Source organism: Pyxidicoccus trucidator, assembly GCF_010894435.1.
GTDB lineage: Bacteria > Myxococcota > Myxococcia > Myxococcales > Myxococcaceae > Myxococcus > Myxococcus trucidator.
Genome location: NZ_JAAIXZ010000003.1, coordinates 764,036 through 786,776, shown reverse-complemented (window position 1 = coordinate 786,776; position 22,741 = coordinate 764,036). Strand labels below are relative to the sequence as shown.

13 protein-coding genes are annotated in these 22,741 nt (G+C 71.2%); 2 read left to right on the top strand and 11 right to left on the bottom strand.

What is annotated here, in order from left to right:
- Positions 1–81: 81 nt before the first annotated feature.
- Positions 82–1,293, bottom strand: a complete 1,212-nt coding sequence (locus G4D85_RS13260) for a metallophosphoesterase (RefSeq protein WP_164011697.1) — start codon at positions 1,291–1,293, stop codon at positions 82–84.
- A 237-nt stretch (positions 1,294–1,530) separates the two neighbouring features.
- Between G4D85_RS13260 and G4D85_RS13255 the strand changes: the two genes are divergently transcribed.
- A complete protein-coding gene (locus tag G4D85_RS13255; RefSeq protein ID WP_164011695.1) occupies positions 1,531–2,328 on the top strand; it encodes a TIGR00266 family protein in 798 nt (265 codons plus the stop codon).
- 59 nt (positions 2,329–2,387) lie between these two features.
- On the opposite strand, the gene agmC is transcribed toward G4D85_RS13255, so the two are convergent.
- The 5 genes from agmC to G4D85_RS13230 all read right to left on the bottom strand — a co-directional run bounded on the left by agmC (position 2,388) and on the right by G4D85_RS13230 (position 7,365).
- Positions 2,388–4,772, bottom strand: coding sequence for an adventurous gliding motility protein AgmC (agmC, locus tag G4D85_RS13250; protein WP_164011693.1), 2,385 nt, complete (start codon positions 4,770–4,772; stop codon positions 2,388–2,390).
- Between the two features lie 76 nt (positions 4,773–4,848).
- The gene (locus tag G4D85_RS13245; protein ID WP_164011691.1) at positions 4,849–5,385 is read right to left on the bottom strand and encodes a heme NO-binding domain-containing protein; all 537 of its coding nucleotides are present in this window, start codon (positions 5,383–5,385) and stop codon (positions 4,849–4,851) included.
- A gap of 119 nt (positions 5,386–5,504) precedes the next feature.
- Positions 5,505–6,005 (bottom strand): hypothetical protein, encoded by a 501-nt coding sequence (locus G4D85_RS13240; RefSeq protein ID WP_164011689.1) that lies wholly within the window; start codon positions 6,003–6,005, stop codon positions 5,505–5,507.
- A 12-nt stretch (positions 6,006–6,017) separates the two neighbouring features.
- Entirely contained in the window at positions 6,018–6,521 is a 504-nt protein-coding gene (locus tag G4D85_RS13235) for a cupin domain-containing protein (protein WP_164011687.1), read from the bottom strand.
- A 64-nt stretch (positions 6,522–6,585) separates the two neighbouring features.
- Positions 6,586–7,365: a class I SAM-dependent methyltransferase gene (locus G4D85_RS13230; protein WP_164011685.1), complete on the bottom strand. Its 780-nt coding sequence runs from the start codon at positions 7,363–7,365 to the stop codon at positions 6,586–6,588.
- 108 nt (positions 7,366–7,473) lie between these two features.
- Between G4D85_RS13230 and G4D85_RS13225 the strand changes: the two genes are divergently transcribed.
- Complete coding sequence (locus tag G4D85_RS13225) at positions 7,474–8,784, top strand: citrate/2-methylcitrate synthase (RefSeq protein ID WP_164011683.1); 1,311 nt, start codon at positions 7,474–7,476, stop codon at positions 8,782–8,784.
- Between the two features lie 9 nt (positions 8,785–8,793).
- Here the strand turns inward: G4D85_RS13225 and bamE are convergent, their stop codons facing one another.
- The 5 genes from bamE to G4D85_RS13200 all read right to left on the bottom strand — a co-directional run bounded on the left by bamE (position 8,794) and on the right by G4D85_RS13200 (position 22,656).
- Complete coding sequence (gene bamE / locus G4D85_RS13220) at positions 8,794–9,126, bottom strand: outer membrane protein assembly factor BamE domain-containing protein (RefSeq protein ID WP_164011681.1); 333 nt, start codon at positions 9,124–9,126, stop codon at positions 8,794–8,796.
- Positions 9,127–9,133: 7 nt separating this feature from the next.
- Positions 9,134–15,433, bottom strand: coding sequence for an RHS repeat-associated core domain-containing protein (locus G4D85_RS13215; protein WP_164011679.1), 6,300 nt, complete (start codon positions 15,431–15,433; stop codon positions 9,134–9,136).
- A 67-nt stretch (positions 15,434–15,500) separates the two neighbouring features.
- Positions 15,501–15,746 (bottom strand): hypothetical protein, encoded by a 246-nt coding sequence (locus tag G4D85_RS13210; RefSeq protein WP_164011677.1) that lies wholly within the window; start codon positions 15,744–15,746, stop codon positions 15,501–15,503.
- A gap of 398 nt (positions 15,747–16,144) precedes the next feature.
- The gene (locus tag G4D85_RS13205) at positions 16,145–19,639 is read right to left on the bottom strand and encodes a beta strand repeat-containing protein (RefSeq protein WP_164011676.1); all 3,495 of its coding nucleotides are present in this window, start codon (positions 19,637–19,639) and stop codon (positions 16,145–16,147) included.
- A 2-nt stretch (positions 19,640–19,641) separates the two neighbouring features.
- On the bottom strand, positions 19,642–22,656 hold the full coding sequence (locus tag G4D85_RS13200) for a beta propeller repeat protein (protein ID WP_164011674.1): 3,015 nt from the start codon (positions 22,654–22,656) through the stop codon (positions 19,642–19,644).
- Positions 22,657–22,741: the final 85 nt, after the last annotated feature.

The following is a 22,741-nucleotide window of genomic DNA, read 5'->3' as shown; positions in this document are numbered from 1 at the left end:
AGACAGGCGGGGTAGGCCCACACCCCGACCATGGACAGCCATCCAGGCGGGCCCCCGACAGGCCTTTCGCCCGGCCCGGCCTTACGGAGCGGTGACGAGGGTGAGCTCGGCGATTTCCGGCGCGGGGCCCAGGCGCAGCGGGGGACCCCAGTAGCCGGTGCCCCGGTGCGTGTAGACGCGCACCCCGGCGATGGTGGCCAGGCCGCTGACCACGGGCTGCTGCAGCTTCACGAAGAACATGAAGGGGAACACCTGCCCACCGTGGGTGTGCCCGGACAATTGGAGGTCCACCGACACGCCGGCCCTCGCCACGTGCAGCGCCGAGCGCGGCTGGTGCGCCAGCAGCAGGCGAGGCACGCCGTGGGGTGCCCCGTCGAGCGCCACGTCGGGACGGCTCGCATGCGCGGGGTGGATGTGGCCCGCGTCATGGTCCGTCACGCCCGCCACGGTGAGCCTCGCGTTGTCGCGCTCCACCACGCGGTGCTCGTTCTGCAGGACGGTGAGCCCCAGCCGGGCCACCTCGGCCGCCCAGGCGGGGCCCCCGTGGTAGTACTCGTGGTTGCCCGTCACGTAGAAGACGCCCAGCGAGGCGCGCAGCTCCGCCAGCGGCTTCACCTCGTCGCGCAGCGCCTCCACGTGGCCGTCCACCAGGTCGCCCGTCACCGCGACGATGTCTGGCTTCAGCGCGTTCACCTGCTCCACCACGCGCCGCAGCCAGCGCCCGTCCAGCGTGGGGCCGATGTGGATGTCTGAAATCTGCACCACCTTCAGCCCGTGCAGCCCCGGCCCCAGCCCGGCCACGGGCACCGTCAGCCGCTCCACCCGCGCGCGGCCCCGCGCGGTGACGAACGCGTACACCACCGCCGGCAGCGTCACGCCCACCACCGCCAGCGCCCTGCCCCGCGCCAGGGCCAGCGGGTCCGCCACCACGCCCGTCCACCGCAGCACCAGGCCCACCAGGTCCGCGGCCACCACCGCGCTGAGGAGGATGCCGAAGGCCCCCAGCCACACGTAGGCCAGCCACTGGAGCGCCCGGGTCCACGCCGTGGGCTCGCGCCGCGACATCATCATCCCCAGGGGCAGCGACACGAAGAGCAGCGCCACCCCGACGGGCCCCAGCACGCTCCAGGCCCCGGGCCACTCCGGGCTCACGAACAGCCGCACGGCGATGTACGCGTGCAGCCCTCCGAACACCGTGAGGATGCCCCCCAGGGACATCAACCACCGCAGCAGCAGGCCCACGGGAAGCCGTGTCCTCTCCTCGCGCTCCGCGCCTTGGGACAGCTCCGCCACGGACAGGGACCTCCGGCAGGGGTGGACGCACTCCACTCCAGGAGGCGGAACATAACGGGTGCCTCCGTCGCTTGCCGGGCAACCCGCCTGCCTGCCTGTCCACGTGACGCGGAAGCCCCGCCCGGAGCGGAGGAAGCCCGGGCGTCACGCCCTCGCGACATGTCCGCGCGCTCTCGCGGGTTGAGCCTCGCGACGGGGCGGCTATGGTGCGCCGTCCCTTAACGACGGAGTGTGTCCATGGCGCAGATGCACGAGGTGGACTTCCACATCTACGGCGAAGACCTGCAGTTCGTCGAGGTGGAGCTGGACCCTGGAGAAGCGGCGGTGGCCGAGGCCGGCACCCTCATGTACATGGAAGATGGCATCGAGATGGAGACCATCTTCGGTGACGGCTCGGAGAAGAAGAGCGGCTTCCTCGGCTCGCTGCTCGGCGCGGGCAAGCGGCTGCTGACGGGCGAGTCCCTCTTCACCACCGTGTTCCTCAACCGCGGGGGCGGCAAGCGCAAGGTGGCCTTCGCCGCGCCCTACCCCGGCAAAATCATCCCCGTGAATCTGTCCAAGCTCGGCGGCGAGCTGATTGCGCAGAAGGACAGCTTCCTCGCGGCGGCCAAGGGCGTGTCGCTGGGCATCGCCTTCCAGAAGAAGCTGGGCACCGGCCTCTTCGGCGGCGAGGGCTTCATCATGCAGCGGCTCCAGGGTGACGGCCTCGCCTTCATCCACGCGGGCGGCACGCTGCACGAGCGCACCCTGGGCCCCGGGGAGATGCTGCGCGTGGACACCGGCTGCATCGTCGCGTTCCAGCCCACCGTGGACTACGACATCCAGATGGTGAGCGGCATCAAGACGGCCTTCTTCGGCGGCGAGGGCCTCTTCTTCGCCACGCTGCGAGGCCCGGGCAAGGTGTGGCTCCAGTCGCTGCCGTTCAGCCGGCTCGCGGGCCGCATCCTCTCGGCGGCGCGTCCCGGCGGCGCGCGCGACGAGGGCAGCGTCCTGGGCGGCGTCGGCCTGGGCTCGCTGCTGGGCAACGACGAGTAGCCCTCCCGCTTCACGAGGGCCGGCCTCTTCCCACCGGAAGGCGCCGGCCCGTGTCGGAGCTACCGCCTCCGCCGCCGCATCGCGACCATTCCCACCAGCAGCGCCCAGAGGCCCGCCGAGCTGGCGGGAGACGCGCCACACCCGCAGCCCACGTCGAGCGCAGCGGGGCCTCGCACCTCGAAGTCCGTGGCCTCGGACCGGGGCCCATTCACACCCGTGGCGCTCACGACGGCATGGGCCGTGACGCTGTGCTCCCCCACGGACAGGGCATGCTCCGTGGACACCGGGTGACGGAAGGCGCCCGTGGCGTCGGCGACCACGCGGGCCACCTCGGCGCCATCCACCTCGATGGACACGGACACCCCGGGCGCGGCGACTCCGGCGAACAGCGGCGTCGAGTCCACCACCTCGTCCTCGGCGGGCACCACCATCACCGGCACCTCGCGCTGGCCCACGCCCGCGTCTCCAGCGCCCGCGTCGCTTCCCGCGTCCGGCACCTCGGAGCCCGCGTCGCTACCCGCATCCGGCACCTCGGAGCCCGCGTCCGCGACCGCGGCCACCGACTCGAAGCGCGTGGCCGGCGAGAAGGGCCCGGTGTCTCCCGCCTCGTTGTGCGCGTGGAGGACGATGAAGTGCGGGCCCGGAGTCAGCGGACTCTCGTCGGGCACCTGGTAGCGGAAGCGGCCGAACGTATCCACGGTGACGGTGATTTCGTTCCCGTCGTCCACCACCAGGCCCACCGTCGTGCTGTAGGGAGCCACGCCCGCGAACAGCGGCGTGGTGTCCACGAAGTCGCCATCCGCGGGCACCACCAGGATGGGCGCCTCCAGCACGCCGCCATCCGCCTGCGCGACGGCGACGTTGAAGGTCACCTCGGACGAGCGCACGCTGTACGTGCCCAACGACTCCGCCACCACCGACACCCGGTGCTCGCCTGCGGGCAGGGGGTCTCTCAGCCCGGGATAGCTTCCGGAGAACACGCCGTCCGCGCCCGCGGTGAGCTGGGCGACCTCCACGTCATCGACGGAGATGATGACCCGCACGCCCGGGTCCGTCGTCCCCTGGAAGACGGGACGCGTCGATACCCCCACCGCGCCATTCGCGGGGGCGACGACCGCCGGAGTCGTCGGCACCTGGTAGGGCACGCGGTACTCCTGGCTGACCCCCGAGCCGCCCGCGCTCGCGCCGTGCGCGGTGTTGTCCACCTTCGTCATCCCGGAAGCTCCACCCGGCACGGCCATCGGGCAGGTCCCCGCCGGCCCCTGCAAGAGCACATACCCGCCGCTGCCGCCCCCGCCCGGCCCCAGGTAGCGAATGGAATCATTCACCGTGCCGCCCGCGCCGCCGGCTGCCTGCACGCCACCGCAGTTCACCGCCCCGGCGGCGCGCACGATGACGGCACCGCCCGCGCCTCCGCCGCCCGCCCCGTCATCCCCCAGGGTGAGGCCCGGCGAGGCGCCGTTCGCGGTGAAGCGGCCAGCGCCCGCCACCGTGTTCGCCCGCACCAGCACCAGGCCCCCGCCCGCGCCGCCACCGGAGCCCAGGTCGTTGTTGCCCTGCCCCGCGCCGCCACCGCCGCCGAACAGGGCCTGCTCCACCAGCAGATACGTCAACTTCGCGCCGCCGAACCCGCCCTCGGCCCGGCTGCTGTCGAGATCCGAGGCGGTGCGCCCGCCAGTGCCGCCGCCCCCGCCATGCCCGCCGCCGCCACCTCCCGCGTTGTGGCAGTTGCCGCCACCGCCGCCGCTGACCAGGTAGCCGCGCCCGCTGGCAACGCCAAAGCGGTTCACCGCCAGGCCCTCGCCCTTGAAGGCGCCACCCAGCTCCGGGGGCACGTCCTGCCCGCTGCAACCCAGGGTGTCGGGGTGGTTGACGTAGACGGCCCCCCGGAGGCCCGCGCCATCCGCGCTGACGAGGCCCTGGTTCGTCACCGTGCCCGTGGCGAGGAACGCGACGATGCCGCCGCTGAGCCCATCCCACGGTGACGCCACGAGCGACGCGGCGGCGCCGATGGTGACGTTGGTGTACTCGGGAACGAAGACGACCTGCGCGCCCGGCACGGTGTAGCTGTTCACCAGGGGCGCGGTGAGCCGCAACTCGGCGGGCGCGGTGCCCGTGGTCTCCACGCGCGCCAGCTCCCACCGTCCCACCGCCCCCGGGTTGGCGGAGCCCGAGCCGCCAGAGGGCGTGGAGGCGGGAAACCCCACCGTCTGGTGGATGAGCACCAGCGCGTCACGGCCCAGGCCGCCGAGGCTCTCGGGGCGCAGCACGCGGCTCCCGGCGGATGCATTGGCGACCAGCCGCACGGAGGGGTTGATGACCGTGTTGGCCACCGTGACGGAGCGCGGCCCGCTGCGGCCCGTCCCCAATCCGAAGGAATCCAGCTCGGCCCGTGCGGGGGCCGCCATGAGGAGTACGAGCACGAGGAGGGGGACGGAGCGCATGGGGCCTCCATGCTGCCCCAGAACCCCGGTGCACGGCGAGGGCAGGGGCCCTCTTCACACCGTCCGGCCCGGCGGCTCAGGCCAGCTGGCGCACTTCCAGCTCGCAGGTGGGGGCGCCCTGGTGCATGCACCGGCGCTCCTTGACCACCACCGTCTGTCCCAGGTACCGGGCCAGCCCGCGGATGGCGCCGATGCCCAGGCTGCACAGCTTCCGGGGCGAGGAGTAGGACACCTCCACCACGTCTCGCCGCACGCGCTGGCAGACGACCCCCGGCAGGTGGAGCCTCGCATCCCTGCGCACCTGCTCGTGGAGGCGCTCCACGTGCTCCACCATGTCCAGCACCGTCCAGTTCGGCTGGACGAGCACTCCGTAGGTGCGCAGCAGGCTCGGGCCGAGGCGCTCGCCCAGCTCCTCCAGCACGCGGAGCCTGGGCTGACTCGTCATGCGCGCGGCCGTGTCGACGAGGGCGACGACCTCCGTGTCCGGGTAGTCCTTGAACGCGAGGTAGACGCGCCGGGGCAGGCCCGCCTGTTCCAGAAGGGATTCCCAGCCCTGCGGCCCGAGCCGAGCCTGCGCGAGGCTTCGAAGCTCGTGGAAGACGACACCTTGCATGCCCGGCCCCCTCCTACGCACCCGACGCGTTCCACCGCGCCTGCAATGTCCGAGATGACGGGTAGCACGTCCCCACCCTCTAGGGTGATTGTCATGGCCGAGAGGTGCACCGTTGAACATCACCTCTGTTCGCTGGCTTGCGTCAGGGCGCGGGCATTCCGTGGGACGAAAAAAGACTGGCGCAGCAGGCGCGGCAGCGTGCGCTTGTCGACACACCAGAGCTGGAGTGCGTCCTCCCACTCGCCCAGCTCGGCGACGGCGCGCACGTCGGACGCGTCACGGTAGAGGCTGTTGAGGTTGTGGACGAGCGCGGACAGGTCCTCCACCTCCCAGCGCTCGGAGACGTCCCCGGCGAGCACATGCAGCTCCAGCACGGGGCGCTCGCGCACGTCCACCACCTTGAAGCGGCGGGCGGCGCCGCCCATGGCGGTGGTGAGGGGGCCCACCAGCTCGTCGGGGCGCACGCCGTAGGCGACGGCGAGGCCGCCTTCGAGGAGGCCCGCGTCGCACAGGCGCAGCAGCGAGACATGGGGAGGCTCGCCGCGCCGGCCGACTTCGGCGGCGGCGTCACGGTCCTTGAGGAGTCGCTCCTGGGCGAGCACGTCGATGAGGGAGGCCATGCGGCCTACAGCCTATCGCTCCTCGCCGCTCCAGTAGTCCACCTCGGAGGAGAGAGGCAGGGTGGCGGACAGCGTGCGCGCGGCCTTGTCGCCCCCGGGAGCCGCGCCCGCGAAGAGGACGACCTTCTTCGAGTCCGGGTACACCGTGATGTCGGGCTCCACCATGGTGGAGAAGGCCAGGTAGCGCAGCGTCTCGGTGCCGTCGTTGAGGAGCTGGTGCGCGCCCTCGGGGCCCACGGGGAGCGCCACGTAGTCACCGGCCTTCACGGCGACGGTGTCCTCGCCGAGGCGCAGCCGGCCCGTGCCGGAGAGGATGTAGTACGCCTCCTCGTTGGCGGTGTGGAAGTGACGTGGCCACGCGTGCTTGCCGGGAGGCAGCTCCATCAGGCTGCACCCCAGCTTGCGCCCCTTCGCGGCGGCGCCGAGCTGCTTGCGGCGGTAGGCCACCTTCGGCCCCTGCGTGACTTCGTTCCAGGGGACTTCCGGCTCATGGACGACGTGGGGGTGGGAGGACATGGCGGGTGCTCCTGCGGGGCCGCATCGCGCTCATGGCGGGACGCGGGAAATGGGAAGCGGGGCCTCAGGGCCGCGTCGCCATCAAGGCGAAGACGCGGTGGGGAACGGCGAGCGGGGCTTGCGGAAAACGCTCGGAGAGGAGTGCCGCGAGCTCGGCGTCGAAGCGGACAATCTCGGCGGGAGGAAGCGACGCGCCCACCCGGGCATTGGCGCGGATGCGGCCGCGCCAGGACTCGTGGGTGTAGGGCACGACGACGTCGAAGGTGAAGGACTCCAGGCCGGTGAAGCCCGCGTCGGCGATGTCGCGGAACCACTGCGGGTAGACGCCGAGGCCCTGGCCGAACGCCAGGTATGCGGCTGGCGGGCCCGGGTTGAAGGTGTCGATGAGGGCCTCGGTGGCCTCGACGACGCTGCCGGCGGGGACGAGCCAATCGAAGTGGGCGATGACGAGCCGCCCGCCGGGGACGAGCAGCCGGGCGGCCTCGCGAGCGGCGGCGGGCCGGTCGAACCAGTGCCAGCACTGGCCGGCGACGAAGAGGTCGAAGGCGTTGGAGGGCAGGCTGGTGCGCTCGGCGGGGGCCTGATGGAAGTCGATGCGCAGCCCCGCCTCGGTGGCGAGCCCTCGCGCGGACTCCAGCATGGGGGCGGACACGTCGAGCGCGGTGACGGCGCACCCGTGTCGCGCGAGTCCCCGGGCAACGGTGCCAGTGCCCGTGCCCACGTCCACCGCGCGCAGGCCGGGCCTGAGGACGCCTTCGCGGGCCAGCCGGGTGAAGAAGGCGTCGGGGAAGCCGGCGCGGTGTTTCGCGTAGTCGGAAGACGTGCGTCCGAAGTCGACCTGCATGACAGGGCTCCTCTCCGCTCACCGGGCCGTGGGCCCGGGCCTCCCGGTGCACGTGTCGACAGCGAGTCCAGTCGAGTCGACAATGGGCGCCGTGGAGGCGTGTGAGACATGAGTAGGCGCAAGGGCGGTCGCTCTCAATCTCGATTCGACCATCAACGTGAAGAGGAGCTGGTGCCCGCGGCGGAGGCGGCGGCGCTGCTGGGGGTGAAGCGGGCGACGCTCTACACGTACGTCAGCCGGGGGCTCGTGCGGTGCGTGCCCGAGCCGGGGACGAAGGAGAACCGCTACGTGCGCGCGGACCTGGAGCGCCTGAAGGCAAGGCACGACGCCCGGGCGGGTCACGCGGCGGTGGCCTCGGTGGCGCTGCGGTGGGGCGAGCCGGTCATCGACTCCGGGGTGTCACGGGTGGGCGGCGAGGACCTGGTGTACCGGGGGCACTCGGCGGTGGCGCTGGCTGTGGCGGGACGCGGCTACGAGGACGTGGCGGAATTGCTGTGGACGGGGACGCTGCCAGCCCAGCCCACCCGGTGGCCGGCGCCGGAACCGTCCTTCCCACCCTCGGAGCTGGCGAGGCTGCTCCCCCGGGGCACCCCGCCGGTAGCGGCGCTGTCCGCGCTGGTGCCCTTGCTGGGAGCCAGGGACCCGGTGCGCTTCGCGGCGCCGCCCGAGGGAGAGAAGGCACGGGCGCGGCGCCTGCTGCGCCACCTGGCGGCGTGGGTGTGCGTGGCCTCGGCGCCGGGCCGGGTGGCCAGGGCCCTGAAGGAGGAGACGGTGGCGGAGTCGCTCGCCACCGCGTGGAACGTGCGCGAGAAGCGCGCGCCGGGATTGCTCAACCGCGCGCTGGTGCTGTGCGCGGACCATGAGCTGAACGTGTCCACCTTCACCGCGCGGGTGACGGCGTCCTCGGGAGCGGACCTCTACGCGTGCCTGAGCGCGGCGCTGGCGGCGCTGTCCGGGCCGAAGCACGGCGGAGCATGCGACCGGGTGGAGGCGCTGCTGACGGAGGTGGGGCGCCCGGAGCGCGCGGCGGAGGTGGTGTACGAGCGCCTGCGGCGCGGAGAGTCCGTGCCCGGCTTCGGCCACCGGCTGTACCCGGATGGAGACCCGCGGACGCCACCGCTGCTGGAGGCCGTGCAGTCGGTGCGGCCCGAGGCGACCGGGGTCAGGGTGGCGCGGGCGGTGCTGGAGGTGATGCGGGACGCGGGGCACCCACCACCGTCGGTGGACCTCGCGCTCGTCATGCTGGCGTACGCACTGGGCCTGCCACCCGGCAGCGCGGCCACGCTCTTCGCGATGGGCCGCGCCGCCGGCTGGGTGGCGCACATCCTGGAACAGCGCGAACAGGGCCACCTGCTGCGCCCCCGGGCACGCTACGTGGAGCCCACCCCACCCTCCTCGGTGGAAAGGGGAGCGGGCTGAGAAGCCCCGTCAGTCGTCCGCGAGGCTGGCCGCCTTCGACCGGACCTCGCCCTGCTCCGAGAAGACGATGTTCCGCTGCTGGTACCCGCCTCCGTGGGTGGCCTTGGAGTACTCCCAGGTCTCCCGGCCATTGTCCCAGGTGACGATGCCGAGGGGCTGCCCCAAGAGCTTCGTGACTTCCTCCCGGCTCATGCCCGCCTCCACCTTCGCGAAGGCCTCTTCGGAGTACCCGGCGGCGAAGGTCGTCGCCTCCGGGTACCCGAGGAAGTGACACTCCGAGCAACTGCTGCCCCCCAGGGCCATCAGCAGGACCGCCAGCAAGCAGTGCTCTCGGGTGCGCATCGCTCTCCTACTTCGTCCCCTGCTTGGGGTCGGACCGCGACTTCTCCAGGAGGGGCTTCCACCCGGCGCCTCCATGTTGCTCGACCCAGTCGCTGTTCTTCCATCCTCCACTATGGGGGTCCTCGGGATTGGGCTGCTGCTTCTTCATCAGGAAGTCCCCGAGTGGAGTGGCCATGGCATGCTCCATGGAACCCACGTCGATAGAGGTAACGAGGACGGAATCGGCCGTGGCGACAATGCTGGTGGGGCTGACCTCCACCTTGCCACCGGGCAGAATCGTCGCGTCTATCCCGTCCTTGGTCTTGAACACCTCGCCAGGGCGAGCCGACGTGGACACGCCATCCTGCCTGCCCGTGGGTGAGACGTACTTCTCCCCGGGCGCGAGCTTGACGGGCGTGGTGCCGTCACGCGAGACGCCACAGGTCGCCTTTCCATTCACTGCGATGACGCAGTAGGGCGAGTTCTCGCCCTCGGGCTTGACCCACGCGTCATCCGAGCTCCTGTTGATGGCATCCAGCCCATCCGGGTCAGTCATCCGCACCGGATTGCCCCGGGCATAGGCATAGACCGGAGTCCCCGAGCCATCGCCGAGCTGCTTCACCACCGCTGCCGCATTCATCAGCTTCGGCTCCGGCGCCAGGTACCGCCCGAGGTTCGCGTCGTAGTACCGGTTCCAGTTCTCGAAGAGGTCCGTCTCCACGTCGTGGTACTGGCCGGGCAGCCGCAGGGGCAGCCACACCGGCGTGGCCCCCGTCTGGAAGCGCCGGTACTCGAGCCCTTCGAGGCTCGCGCCCCAGGGTGACGGCTGCGTATCGTCGTACGCGGGGTTGGCGGGCTCGCTGAAGTACACCCGCACCTGCGAGACACTGGAGGCATTGGCCCAGGGCGTCGCCGCGGAGCGGCCCGCGGTGCTGATGACGCCGGTGAGCCCTCCCGAAGTCACCGGACTCAGGCGGACGTCCGAGCCGTTGGTGAGGAAGGCCTCGCCGCCGTCCCACCCCTGGAGGACGCTGAAGCGGCCCCTCACGTGCACGCTGATGCCAGCCCTGGGCGCGGGCAGCGCCGTGGTGGTGTCGAGCAGCAGCTGCTGGCCCCCGAAGGTTGAAGGATGAGGGCTCTCGGCCGGGTGGCTGACGCGATTGACGTGGCCGAAGGCGTCATGGTCGGCCACGCCCGTCACGAGCCCCGCCCCGTCCAGCATCAGCACCGGCTTGCCCAGCACGTCGGTGATGGGGAAGTAGACACCGCAGGCGGGCGCCACGTCATCGGTGTGGCGCTCGCACGTGCCGGTGAAGTCGGCCACGCGCCCACCGGTGTGGTTGACGCGTGCCTTGAAGACGACCACGGGGCGGCCATCCAGCCAGATGTACTCGTCACGCACCGAGTCCGCCTCGGCGGCGTTGAGGCTCGTGACGCCCCAGTCCTCCATCAGGAACGTCTTGTCATGGAAGTACTCCTCCGAAGCGCCGCCCAGGTGCTGCTTGAGCCGGCGGCGGCCCACCGCGTCGTAGAAGTACTCCCACGTGCGGCCCGAGTCGTCGGACACGCTCCGGTAGACGGCCCCCAGGGCCGCGTGAGGCCCATCCAGCGCCGTGCCGAACGTGAGCTGCCCCAGGCGCCTCGGGTCCGGAGCCAGCCCGTCCCAGCCCTTCACGGCAAGGCGCCCGTCGTCGTCGTAGTCGTAGCTCTCGGTGGGGCTGCTGAGCGCGGTGCTCTGGGCGCAGCTCGCATCGGTGCACTCGCGGGTGGTGCGGGTGCGCAGCTGGTCCTCGCGCAGGCCGCCCGTCCCCGGCACGTAGCCCAGCTGGAAGACGAAGTTGCCACGGCGCTCGCTGAAGCGGTTGCCCAGGCTGTCATGGACGTAGGTGCGCAAATCATACGGCCGTCCGGAGACATGCCGCAGCTGGCCCCGGGTGTCGAAGCCCGCCTCGCCCTGGACGCCCGCGTACTTCAGCGTCTCGGGCGCCACGTCGCCCGCCTCCAGGACACACGTGTCCTCGCGCACCACCTGGTCCGCCTTCCACGTGTAGACGCGCTTGTAGATGTCGCCGTGCCGGTTGGCGGCGCGCTCCGCCTCGGTGGAGACGGTGACGGCCTTCAGCCGACCCGTGTAGTCGCTGCCAGTGACGATGGCCGTCTCATTGCACTTCGCCAGCGGCACCGTGGCCGGCGCCGTGCGCAGGTAGTCCACGTAGCGCCACGGCGTGCTGCCCGTCCCCGTCGACTGGTGCGTCTGCACCGCATACGAGCGGATGCCGCCGTACGGCTCCCACTGCACGTCCTTCACCACCGTCATGGAGTTGTTCCAGCTCGAGCCACTCCACGTCGTGGCGCGCACCTCTTCCACCCGGTGCGGCATGGACAAGTCACTGGAGTGGAAGACGTAGTAGAGCCCGCGTCCGCCCGGCAGCACCTCGTTGACGAGCCGGCCCGCCGGGTCGTAGTAGAACCAGCGATTGGGATAGTCGGGGGTGTTGGCGCGGCCGCAGCCCTGCGTGCGCGGCGCATGCCCCGCCTTCGCGCGCACGCGCCAGTGCGCCGTGGGCCGCCCGTGCACGTCGTAGGCGAACCAGGTGTCACCAAACGAGTCCGTCAGCACCTGCGCCCGGCCCTTCTGCCGAGGCAGCCCATCCTGGTAGGTGCTGCTTCCAGGGCAGAAGGTCGGCGCGAACTCCTGGCCGTCGTAGCCATACGAAAACAGCGTCTGGTAGGAGTTGTACGTGCTGGCCGTTCCCGCCTGCGCCCACAGCGGCCGCCCCATGGCGTCGTACTTGTATTCCACCCAGGTGGCGGGGGTTGCCTGCGCCATGGAGGGCGTCTGCTTGACGGCGAGGTTGCCGGCCGTGTCGTAGCCATAGCGGTACTCGCCCGCGAGGCCGCTCGCGCTCCGGGCCCAGGGCGCCGTGACGCGCACCAGGTTCCCGAAGTCGTCATGCGTGTAGTGCACGATGTGCTGCGCCGCCGGGTCGCAGGGGCGGCTCGCCCCCGCGCGGTTCACGCTCGCGAGGTTGCCGCGGACGTCGTACGCGAGGCAGGTGACCGCCACCTCACTGCCCTGGGTGTCCATCGGCTCTATCAGCCGCGACAGGCGGTTGAGCCGGTCATACTGGAAGGCCTTGCACAGGGGCGAGGCCGGCAGGGCATCCGCCTGGGTGGACTGGGGGCCGAAGCCGCCACACAGCGGCTCCAGCGGAGAGGACGTCGGCTGGTAGGCCGTGCCCAGGCCCACGCGGTTGCCCTCCATGTCGAAGAGGGACACCTGGTGGTAGCGCGAGTCGCTGGCCGCCGCCGACACCGCGCTGCCCATGGCCTCGTAGGTGGTGCGGCCCAGGGGGTCCCCATCGAAGTACCGCTGGCGCCGCACCGCGCCCGTGCTGTCACTCACCGTCTCCCCCATCAACTGCCCGTTGACCGTGTAGAGGTAGTCGGCGCGCTCGCTGTAGATGAAGCCATTCGGGGCGCGCGACGTGGCCTTCCACTGCAGCTTGTCGGTGAGCACCCCGCCGGTGCAGCCCAGGCCCGGCGTCGTGCCCGTGCGGAAGCACTGCACCTCGTAGCGGCCGTCCGGGTGGCGCACCCAGTCGCCCGTCCCCTGCCCGGTGTCGTAGCCGTACGTCGTCACCGCCACCAGGGGCATGCCGTCCGCCACCCGGGTCTCCACCAGCTTGTTGCCCGCGTAGAGGTACTTCGTCACCACGTCGTTGGCGTCACGCAGCTGCGTCAGCTGGCCCCGCGCGTCGTAGTTCTCATAGCGCGTCTCGACGTAGGACGTCGGGGCGACGGGCAGACCGGGGATGTTGCAGGTGCCATCTCCATAGGTGCGGCTGAAGACGCGCTTCACCGCCAGCCGCCCGGCCAGCTGGGGCGCCGCCGACTCCGGCCAGTACTCGTACTGCGTCACGGGCACCGTGAACTGTCCCGACGCGCATTGCGGGTCGTCCGGCCCGGAGACGGGGCAGGGCCCCGCCACCTCCACCACCCGTCCCTTCGCGTCCCCATGGCCCGTGCGCGCGGCGCCGCTGTCCACGCTGCACGAGTACGTCGAGCGGTAGAAGGTGGCGAGGTGGCGCTGCACCGGGGCCCAGGTGTGGGTGGTCGTGTCGAACTGCAGGGTGTAGCCGCTCTTCACCACGCCCGTGAGGCGGCCCGTGGCCGCGTCGTAGTGGCGGCGCACCTGGTAGGCGCCGTAGGGCACCAGCGAGGAGTCCCCCCACTCGTCCTTCACCTGCTGCCGGTACGTGGGCCCATAGGAGTACGTGAAGTGGCGCGTCAGCAGCGCGTCGCTGCCGTCCACCTGCGAGGCGCCCGCCCGCACCCGGTTCAGCTCCACGGGAGGCAGGGAGACGGCACCGCCAATCCCCCCATCCGGCACGCCCACGCCGATGGGCGCGAGCTCGTTGTCATAGACGACGCGATTGCCGCGCATGTCGCGCACACTGGACGTCGCGAAGACGTTGTAGTCATAGAGGAGCGGATGGCAGCTCTGCCCCGGCCGGCAGGGGTCCATCGACTTCACCCCCCAGGTGCGATTGCGCTGCCCGGGCGCGAGCGCGTTGCAGGCCGCCCCCGTGCACGCCACGCCTGCGTCGGCGAGCAGCGGGCCATGCGGGCTTTTGATTTTCACGGACATGAACGAGTCCTGCCGCAGGCCCGGCAGCAGCACCCCGCTGCCATCTCCCACCGTGGTCCACTGCGTCTGCTGGTGCTGCGTCTGGCTCCCCAGACAGTCCGAGGCCTCGGGAGGCGTGCCGAAGCGGCCCGGGTGGCAGTACGGAGGCGAGCCGCCGTTGGGCACCCGGTAGGGGTTGTAGTTGTTGTCGGCCCACAGGTTGACCTGCGTGTCCCCCACGCGGACCTGCTTCACGTAGGCCCCGTCCGCCGAGTCCATCACCAGCTCGCGCTCGAAGAGACCGTTGCGCAGGACGCGGAAGGTGCGCAGGGGCTGCGAAGAGGCGCCGCCGTCCGCATGGAGCACCGGCTCCACGTATTCGTAGCGCAGCCGCGTCTCGGTGCCCGCGGCGCCCGCAACCGGGCCTCCCGCGAGCAGCACCGCCTCTTCCAGCAACCCGCTCACGCGCTCGGTGGTGTTGCCGGTGTCGTTCTCATAGGTGCCCTCCGTGTAGAGATAGGACACCACCGGCTCGTCCGCCGTCGGCGGCACCGTCGCTCCCGGCGGCGACAGCCAGATTTTCTTGAGCACGCACTCCTTCGAAGGCACGAACTTCCCATCCGTCCCTCCGTCGGCGATGTAGTTGATGAGCTGGTTCCGGTTCCGGATGTGGACGGCTCCGTAGTCCAGCCACAGCGTGCCGCCGCCGGCCACCTCGATGGAGGTGACGTACGTATTGTCACCGGGGTTGAGCACCTGGGCCTTGTCCGAGACACACACCTTGTCGTAGTGGAGCGTGGCCACCCGGCGCTGGCAGGCCGTGGCGGGGCCGAAAATCGAGCAGCCGGGCGCCTCGAGCTCGGGCGTCAGGACGTAGCTGAGGCGGTAGCTCACCCAGCCCGGCTCCGGCGGGAACTCGGGCTGGGTCCCGAAGCTGTACAGGGGCTCGGCGTACACATAGCGCCCCTTCGGCGTATGCAGCACGTAGGCATGCTCGAAGTACTCCAGCTTCACGTCGGAGTCCGCGTGGTTGCGGGCGAAGCAGGAGGTCAGCGGCGGCAGGCCGCCGGAGCGGCCGAGGTAGCAGGGCTTGAAGACCAGGACATTCCCATCCGGGTCTCTCACCTTCCACTTCAAGTCATATTGGGGGTCCGTCTCGCACAGGTCCCCGCTTCCCACCTGGCAGGGAAGCTCCTTCGCTTCATGCATCACCCAGCTGTCCCAGTTGTGCCGCCAGCGCAGACCGCCCTTGCAGTCGTTCTTCTCCTCCGGGTTGATGGCGATGCCGCACTGGAGGGCCGCCGCATGGCGGTAGTGGCCCAGCGCGTCGGCCTTCATGCTGCCGAAGGGCGGCCAGTCAGGGCGCTGGTTGAGGCGCGCCATGTCGCTCAGGGTGTCCATGGCGTAGCGGCGCTCGAAGGCCACCGTCCCCAGGGTGCCCCGCACCGTGACGTCCGTGTGGCTGTAGTTGGCCCGCAGGCTGCCCAGCGACACCTCGCCGTCGACGCCCGCCGTCCGGGGGCCGCCCAGCGGCGGAAGCGGCGTGGCCGTGGCCTTCTCGACGTCCGCCTGCACCTCCGCGTCCGACTCCGTGGAGCCCGCGGTCTGCGCCACCGCCACTCCCACCGCGGTGAGCACCAGCGCCGCGACTGCCCACCTGGAGAGGCGCCCTCTACCGTTCTGCGTGTCTGGATTCATAGAGCCGTATCGCCGGGCGGGGGCCCGGATGAAGAAAGAGAAGGACAGGATGTGGATTGCGGACGCGCTACCGGCGCGCGGGCTTGGGCAGACAGAGGCGCTCGGTGCCGCCGGGCACCGTCGCCACGCAACCCCAGCCGTTTGGACAGTCGGACGCCACCGCGCACTCACGGCTGCACAGTCGCGCGCCCGTCGCCGTGCGCACGCACAACCCGCTCGCGCACTCCGCCGCGCCGTGCGTCACGCAGGATTCGCCCACGGCGCGTGGCTCCACGCCCGCGTCGCCCACGGGACTCGGACTCCACTCGCGCACGACGGCTCCGACGGAGTCGGGAGCCGGCGGCGCCTCGGGTGGCGGACTCGCGCCCCGGTCACAACCGGCGACAAACAGCCCCACCGCCAGGAGGACCCAACGGAGCCTCTGACGCGAAAGGCATGACTCTTCCCGCGTGCGGGCAACACGCTCCATCATGAGACTCCCCTCATGGCTGGCTGCCCACCCGCAGCGATAAAAGTGCATTGTCTATGAGGCCTTTTCACATCGGCGTCCAGCACCAAATACAGCCACCGGACCGATGGGGCCGCTGCTTCCTGACGTGCCTGGACTCTCAATGGCTTGCAAAAACACCCGGGCCCCGCCCGGATGGCATTTGCCACCCGAGCAGGGCCCGAGAACGCCTCACCCGGAGGTGAGGCGAATGCAGCCTTCAGCTACCGGTGCGCCGTCTTCTGGAAGCCGGCGTCGGCGGCAATCTCCAGCCGGCCGATGCCGAAGCCAGCGCTGCCGACGACGTCATCCCCCAGCTTGTTGCGCAGCAGGCCCTTGAAGCGGCTGCCCAGGTTGGCACCGTCGAACACCACCCCTGCCTCGGCGCCCGGAGCCAGCTCGAGCGAGAGCTGGTACAGGACGCTGCCCGCGGGAATGGTCGTGTCCGTCGCCACCGCGCCCGAACCCGAGGCCTTCTGGCTGATGCCGCTGGTCAGCACGCCGGACAGCGGGCCGCTCGTCGGCAGGCCCACCGCCACCGCCGGCACCGAGGCCCCCACCGACAGGATGGCACCCGCGGTGATGGAGTCCTGCGCCGCCAGCCGCACCTTCGTCGTGTCCACCGGCAGGTTGAAGCCCACGCCGTAGCCGCTCAGCTCCTCGGCGGCCACCACGTCCAGCACCAGCCGCGTGTCCGTGGAGGACGTGTTGCGCATCAGCCGGATGCGGCCCGACGCCGGGTCCGTGTACGCCAGCGACGCGCTGTACACGTTGAACGCGTTGGAGTCGGCACCCACCAGCGTGCCCGCCGTCGCCGCCAGCACGTAGCCCTGGCCGCCACGGTCCACCGTCAGGTCGGTGAAGCGCGCCACGCCCGCCTGCGCGGGCACCGCCACCGAGCCGCCGAGCACCGCGCCATTCGCGTTGCCCAGCGCCAGCGAGATGGGAGCCTCCAACGTGGACGTGTTGTCGAACGCGTCCACCAGGCGCACCGCCACCTCATTCAGCGGCAGCCCGTTGGGAGTCGAGCGCGGCTGCGCGACGAACTCCACCCGGGTGGGAGCGGCGCCGACAATGGCGAACGGACCGCTCGTCGCGGGCGTCAGCGCGCCCAGGCTCGCCTTCAGCGTGTAGCCCTGCCCGGCCTTCTGCAGCACCAGGTCCGCGAAGCTCGCCACGCCGTCCGTCACGGCCGCCGTGAGCGTGCCGCGCAGCGTGTCACGACCGGGGTTGGCGCCCAGCACCAGCGTCACGTCACCGCTGCCGCTCGTCGCGTTGCCGAACCGGTCCGTCACCCGCACCTGCACCGCCGGGCCAATCGCCGAGCCCGCAGGCGTCGTCTCCGCCACCGCGTTGAACGCAATCCCCGCCGCCTCCGCCGGAGTGACGGCGACCGGCCGCGAGTAGCCCAGGTAGATTTCGGTGAAGGCCGCGTTGTAGGCCACGAAGACCATCTCCGTGTCCCCCGTCTTGTCCAGGCTCAGCCCGGTGAACGTGGCCACGCCGTTGGAGACCGCCACCTCACGCGTGCCGTACACCGAGGCACCGTTCGGGTTGCGGTCGTAGTCCACGCCGGCCGACATCGTCTCGCCCAGGTTGCCGAACGTCGGGATGCGGTTGCCGTAGACATCCTGCACCTCCACGGTGAGGGTGCCCATGTCGGCACCGGCCACCACCGTCTCCGGCGGCTGTTGCGTCACCACCAGCTGGTCCGCTGCCGCGGGCGCCACGCCGAACGCGCCACTGGCCGCCGAGGTGAAGCTGCCCGAGGTGACCTCCAGCGTGTAGCCCGTGCCGGCCTTGTGCAGCGTCAGGCCGGGGAACTGGGCCCGGCCGTTGACGGCCGCCACCGACGTGGTGCCCACCAGCGCGCCCGCGGCGGGGTTGCCGGCCAGCCGCACCGTCACCGTGGCGCGCGAGGGCACCCGGTTGCCGCCCGCGTCGCGGAACTCCGCCTCGATGACGGGGTTGAAGGCGTTGCCCGCCGTGATGTTCCCCGGAGCCGCCACGAGCGCCAGGCTCGCCACGGCCGGAGTCACGTTGAACGCCGTGCTCGTCGCCGGGGGAACGCTGTCCAGCGTCGCGGACAGCGTGTAGCCCGTGCCCGCCAGGTCGACGGCCAGGGTGGTGAAGGACGCCACGCCGTTGGCGAGCGCCACCTGCGTGGTGCCAGACAGCGTGGCGCCGCTGGGGTTGGTGCCCAGCGCGATGCTCACGGTGCCCGTGGAGGCCGTCACCACGTTGCCGAATGCATCGCTCGCGGTGACGCTGATGGCCGGGGACAGCGCCTCGGCCGCCGGAACCTCGGCGGGCGGCTGGGTGGTGAAGGCCACCGAGGCCACCGTCGCGTGCGCCACGTTGAACGCGCCGCTCGTCGCGGCGTCCAGCCCCGCCGACGTGGCCGTCAGGGTGTAGCCCTGGGCCGCCACGTTGATGGACAGGTTGGAGAACGTCGCCAGGCCGTCCACCGCGGACACCGAGCGCGTGCCATTCAGCGTCGCGTTGCCGGGGTTGGCGCCGAGCCCCACCTCCACCGTCGCGGTGGAAGGGGTGCGGTTGTCATACGCGTCCAACAGCTCCACCTGCACGGCCGGCTCGAAAGCCGAGCCCGCCGTGGCCGCGGCGGGCGCCGCCACGTAGGCCAGCCGCGCCGCTGCGGCCGGGATGATGGCGAAGGCGGAGGAGTCCGCCGCCGTCAGCGAGCCGAAGCTGGCGCGCAGCAGGTAGCCAGTGCCCGCCTTGCGGATGCTCAGCGTGTCGAAGGAGGCCACACCCGCGGCCACCGTCGCGGAGAGCGTGCCCGCCAGCGTGGCGCCGTTGCTGGCCACCAGCTCCACCGTGACGGAGCCCTCGGCCTTCTTCGCCACCTTGCCCCGCGAGTCCAGCAGGGAGACCTTCACCGACTCCAGGTTGGCGCCCGCCACCGTGGACGTCGCCGGCTGCGTGGTGAAGCTCAGGCTGGCCGGCTGGGCCGGGCGCACCTTGAAGGCCGCGGTCTTCGCCGCCGTCAGCGAGGGAGCGGAGAAGGCCAGCACGTAGCCCTCGCCGTCCTCGTCGATGGACAGCTCGGTGAAGGTGGCGACGCCATCCACCGTCGTGGCGGTGGTGTTGCCGGACAGCGTGGCGCCCGTGGTGCCACCCTCCAGCGCCACCGTCACGGAGACGACTTCCTCGGGGACGTTGCCGTAGGCATCACGCAGCGTGACGCTCACCGGAGCGAGCACCCCGTTGGCATCCACGTCCGTGGGGCCGGTGGTGACTGCCATCGCCGCGGGAGCCGCCGGGCGAACGGTGAAGGCCTGGCTGCTGGCGTTCTGCGAGCCCAGCTGGGCCGCCAGCTTCAGGTTGGCGGCGGCCTTCGCCACGGTGAGGTTGGTGAAGCGGGCCACGCCGTAGTTGAGCGTGCCGCGAGTGGTTCCGCCGAGCTGCGCGCCGGCGGGAGCATCCGCCAACGTCAGCTGCACCGTCCCACCGCGGTCGGTGAGCACGTTGCCGCTGGAGTCGACGAGGGCTACTTCGACGGTGCCCAGCGCTTCTCCGGCCCGGACCGAGCCGGGCTGGGAGCGGAAGGCCAGGGTGGCCTCCGCGGGCTGGGGCTTCGGGTCGTCACCGCACGCGCTGGCGAACAATGCCGCGAGCAGCGTGAGACCGACGGCGATGCGCTGGGTCACGATGTTGCGCTCCATCAGGAACGAATGGGGGGAAGAGGACGCGCGCATGTTCACGGCCGCCCTCCGTAGCGGTTGAGGAGCTGGGTCAGGTCCTGGTCGTCCACCGCGTTGGCGGTGCCCACCACGTCCTGGTTCCAGTCGTAGTAGGGCTGGGACTCGGTGGCCGGGGTGGTGCCCAGGCGGTTCGCCGTGGCCAGCAGGTCCACGAAGTCCAACTGCCCGTTGCGGTCATAGTCACCGTTGCCGGCCACGCCGCGCTCGGCGGTGGCGGACGGGTAGATTTCCCACAGGCCGCGGCCGAAGGTGGACACGCGCAGCAGGCCGCCCGTGCGGCCCACGAACATGTCCGTCACCCGCACCAGCGGCAGGCCCACGCCGTAGCGCTCCCACGTGACGCCCCCGTTGGTGGTCCGGTAGACGCCCAGGTCCGTGCCAGCGAAAATCGTCTGGTTGGTGGTGTCCGACAGGTCGTAGCGAACCACCTGCACGCCCACGTCGGGCAGGTTGCCGCTGATGTTCTGCCACGTCTGGCCCCGGTCGAACGTGCGGAACACGCGGCCCACGCCCGCGGCGAGGGTGCCGCCCGGCGCGGCGCTGGAGGCCACGAACACGCTGCCCGGGGTGATGCCGGTGTGGTTCGGCGGGAAGTCCACGCTGCTGGTGAAGGTGGGGGCCTCGGTCCCTTCGACCTGGCCGTTGCCGTTCAGGTCCACGCCCATGAGGTTGGTCTGGGTCCACGTGCAGGAGGCGGCCGGGGTGTCCAGCGTGCAGTTGGAGGTGATGCGGTAGCGCCCGCCCGACGCGGCGACGCCGTACAGGCCGTCCACCGTGGACGACACGCCCAGCGCGCGGACCTGGTTGCCCGTGTTGCACGGGCCCAGCAGCTGCCACTGGCGGCGGTCCGTGCCGCTCGGCGTGCCCACCAGCCGGAAGACGCTGAAGGTGGTGCTGGCGATGGCCGCCACCCGGTTGCCGGTGTTGACGGGACGCACCTTGGAGAGGAACACCCCGACGTCGCCCGCGCAGCCGCCCGTGGCCGCGGTGGTGGGCGGCGCCAGCGTGCGCCACGTGCCGCCCACACCCTGGTTGCACTGGTTGGAGGCCGCGTCGTCAGGGTCGCACCAGCGGGTGGAGCTGTTCTGCACGGTGCCCCAGTAGAGGGTGTCCTCCCCCACGCGGGACACGGCCACGCCGATGCCGTCACCGCCGATGACCTGGTTGAAGGTGGTGGGCGAGCCCTGCGTGTCGCGGAAGCGCGTGCCGTTATCCTGCAGGCCCGCGAAGGCGATGAACTGGTCGCCGTTCGCCGGGTCACCCGAGGCGACGTTGTACATCAGGTGCGTCGCCAGGCCCCGGTTGGGGAAGCGCCACTGCACCGTCTCCTGGTTGATCTTCCCGGGGTTGAAGACGTTGGTGGACACGAAGAGGCCACCGTCGTTGCCGGAGAACACCATGTAGCCGGTGGGCGTGCGGACCACGAGCGTCTCGTGCCAGTCCGCGTGCACGTACGGCAGCAGGCCGTCGTCCGTGGTGGAGCCGTCCGTGTACGTGGGCAGCCAGTGGGACACGTTCTCCCAGGTGGGCTGGCCGGCCAGGCCGTTGATGGTGCGCAGGCCGCAGTAGGTGCCACCGAGGATGACGCGGTTGTCGTCACCCGGGTCCACCGCGAGGGTGGCGTTGTACCAGGCCTGCCCCTTGTGCACGTTGATGGTTTCGCACTGGGTGGTGTCCAGGTACGTCATGTTGCGCGGCTGGCCGTCGCCCTGGCCGTTGCCGGACACGTCCTGCCAGGTGTTGCCCGCGTCGGTGGAGCGCCAGATGCCGGCGCCGTTGCCCACGGCGGTGCGCTGGCCCGCCAGGGCGTACAGCACCGTGCGCGTCGGGTCCTCGGGCGGCGAGCCCGCGGCGATGGCCACGCGCGAGATGTTCGGGACGGTGGCGGGGTTGTTGTCGTAGTCCGGCAGCGCGTTGGCCGCCAGGCGCGAGGACCAGGTCTGGCCCGCGTCCGTGCTCACCCAGATGTCACCCTGCACCGCCGTGGAAGCCGTGGGCGCCGCCGAGGTGGGCGTCTGGTAGGCCGTCCCGCTGATGGCCCAGCGGCTCACGCCGCCGACCTGGCCCGTGTAGGCGATGTTCCACACCGTGTCCGGGGTCTGCGTGCCGAAGTTGGGCAGGTCCACCAGTTGGAAGGACGCACCCGCGTTGGTGGAGCGGTACAGGCCCGCCTCCGTGCCCACGAGGAGGAGGTTGGAGTTGCTCGGGTCCACGCGGAGGGCGCGCACGCGCAGCGCGCTCACCGTCAGCCCGCCCGAGCCGGCCGGGTACGTGCCCGTCAGGGACACCGGCGTCCCCCAGCTCGAGCCGCCGTTGGTGGACTTCAACACCTGGCCGCCGGCCAGGTCCACGAAGTCACCCAGGCCCACGTACAGCGTGTCCGGGTTCTGCGGGTCCATGGCCATGTCACCCACGGCCAGGTTGCCCAGCGTCTCCGTCAGCGGGTGCCAGAGCGGGTCCGGCGACTGCATGTCGAACGTCTTCCACACACCGCCGCCCGAGGTGGCGATGATGGCGATGTTCTGGTCTCTCGGGTCCACCGAGATGGCGGTGATGCGGCCGGAGTCCACCTGCGTGTAGCGCGTGCCGTTGAACTGGAAGCGCGCGTCGTGGGGCCCCAGGTTCACCCAGGCGTTGGCGCTCTGTCCCAGTCCCTTCTCACCCCGGGCCCGGGGCATCAGGTTCGGCCAGCGCTCGGCCTCGGCGCGGGCCTCGGCCAGCAGGGTGGCGGTGCTCTGCGCCGTGGGAATGCCCCAGTAGGCCTTGTGGGCCATCCATCGACCGAACGCGTCGTCGATGTCGTGCTCCTGGTAGGAATTCTCGAACAACTCCTCTGCCACTTCGGCCTTCAGCTGCGGGGGGGCATCTTCACCGGGCTGCTGCATGAAGTCCTCGAAGCGCAGACGGCGCTGCTCCTCGGCCCACGTGCGGTACGCACGAACGGACGAGGGAGCCGCCAACGCAAGGACACCAGCACCAACAGCCATGGAGACGACAACTCGTCTTCGCATGTGCAAGCGGGATTCTCCAGAAACCGGGTTACGGGAAGTTGCCGGGGGGGCAGGAATACGAACGGTAGCTGTAGGAGCACCCTCA

Bases quoted from the DNA above. Each gene is read 5' to 3' on its own strand.
- G4D85_RS13255 (WP_164011695.1), top strand. From the start codon at position 1,531: ATGGCGCAGATGCACGAGGTGGACTTCCACATCTACGGCGAAGACCTG.
- agmC (WP_164011693.1), bottom strand. From the start codon at position 4,772: ATGCGCTCCGTCCCCCTCCTCGTGCTCGTACTCCTCATGGCGGCCCCC.
- G4D85_RS13245 (WP_164011691.1), bottom strand. From the start codon at position 5,385: ATGCAAGGTGTCGTCTTCCACGAGCTTCGAAGCCTCGCGCAGGCTCGG.
- G4D85_RS13240 (WP_164011689.1), bottom strand. From the start codon at position 6,005: ATGGCCTCCCTCATCGACGTGCTCGCCCAGGAGCGACTCCTCAAGGAC.
- G4D85_RS13235 (WP_164011687.1), bottom strand. From the start codon at position 6,521: ATGTCCTCCCACCCCCACGTCGTCCATGAGCCGGAAGTCCCCTGGAAC.
- G4D85_RS13230 (WP_164011685.1), bottom strand. From the start codon at position 7,365: ATGCAGGTCGACTTCGGACGCACGTCTTCCGACTACGCGAAACACCGC.
- G4D85_RS13225 (WP_164011683.1), top strand. From the start codon at position 7,474: ATGAGTAGGCGCAAGGGCGGTCGCTCTCAATCTCGATTCGACCATCAA.
- bamE (WP_164011681.1), bottom strand. From the start codon at position 9,126: ATGCGCACCCGAGAGCACTGCTTGCTGGCGGTCCTGCTGATGGCCCTG.
- G4D85_RS13215 (WP_164011679.1), bottom strand. From the start codon at position 15,433: ATGAATCCAGACACGCAGAACGGTAGAGGGCGCCTCTCCAGGTGGGCA.
- G4D85_RS13205 (WP_164011676.1), bottom strand. From the start codon at position 19,639: ATGCGCGCGTCCTCTTCCCCCCATTCGTTCCTGATGGAGCGCAACATC.
- G4D85_RS13200 (WP_164011674.1), bottom strand. From the start codon at position 22,656: ATGCGAAGACGAGTTGTCGTCTCCATGGCTGTTGGTGCTGGTGTCCTT.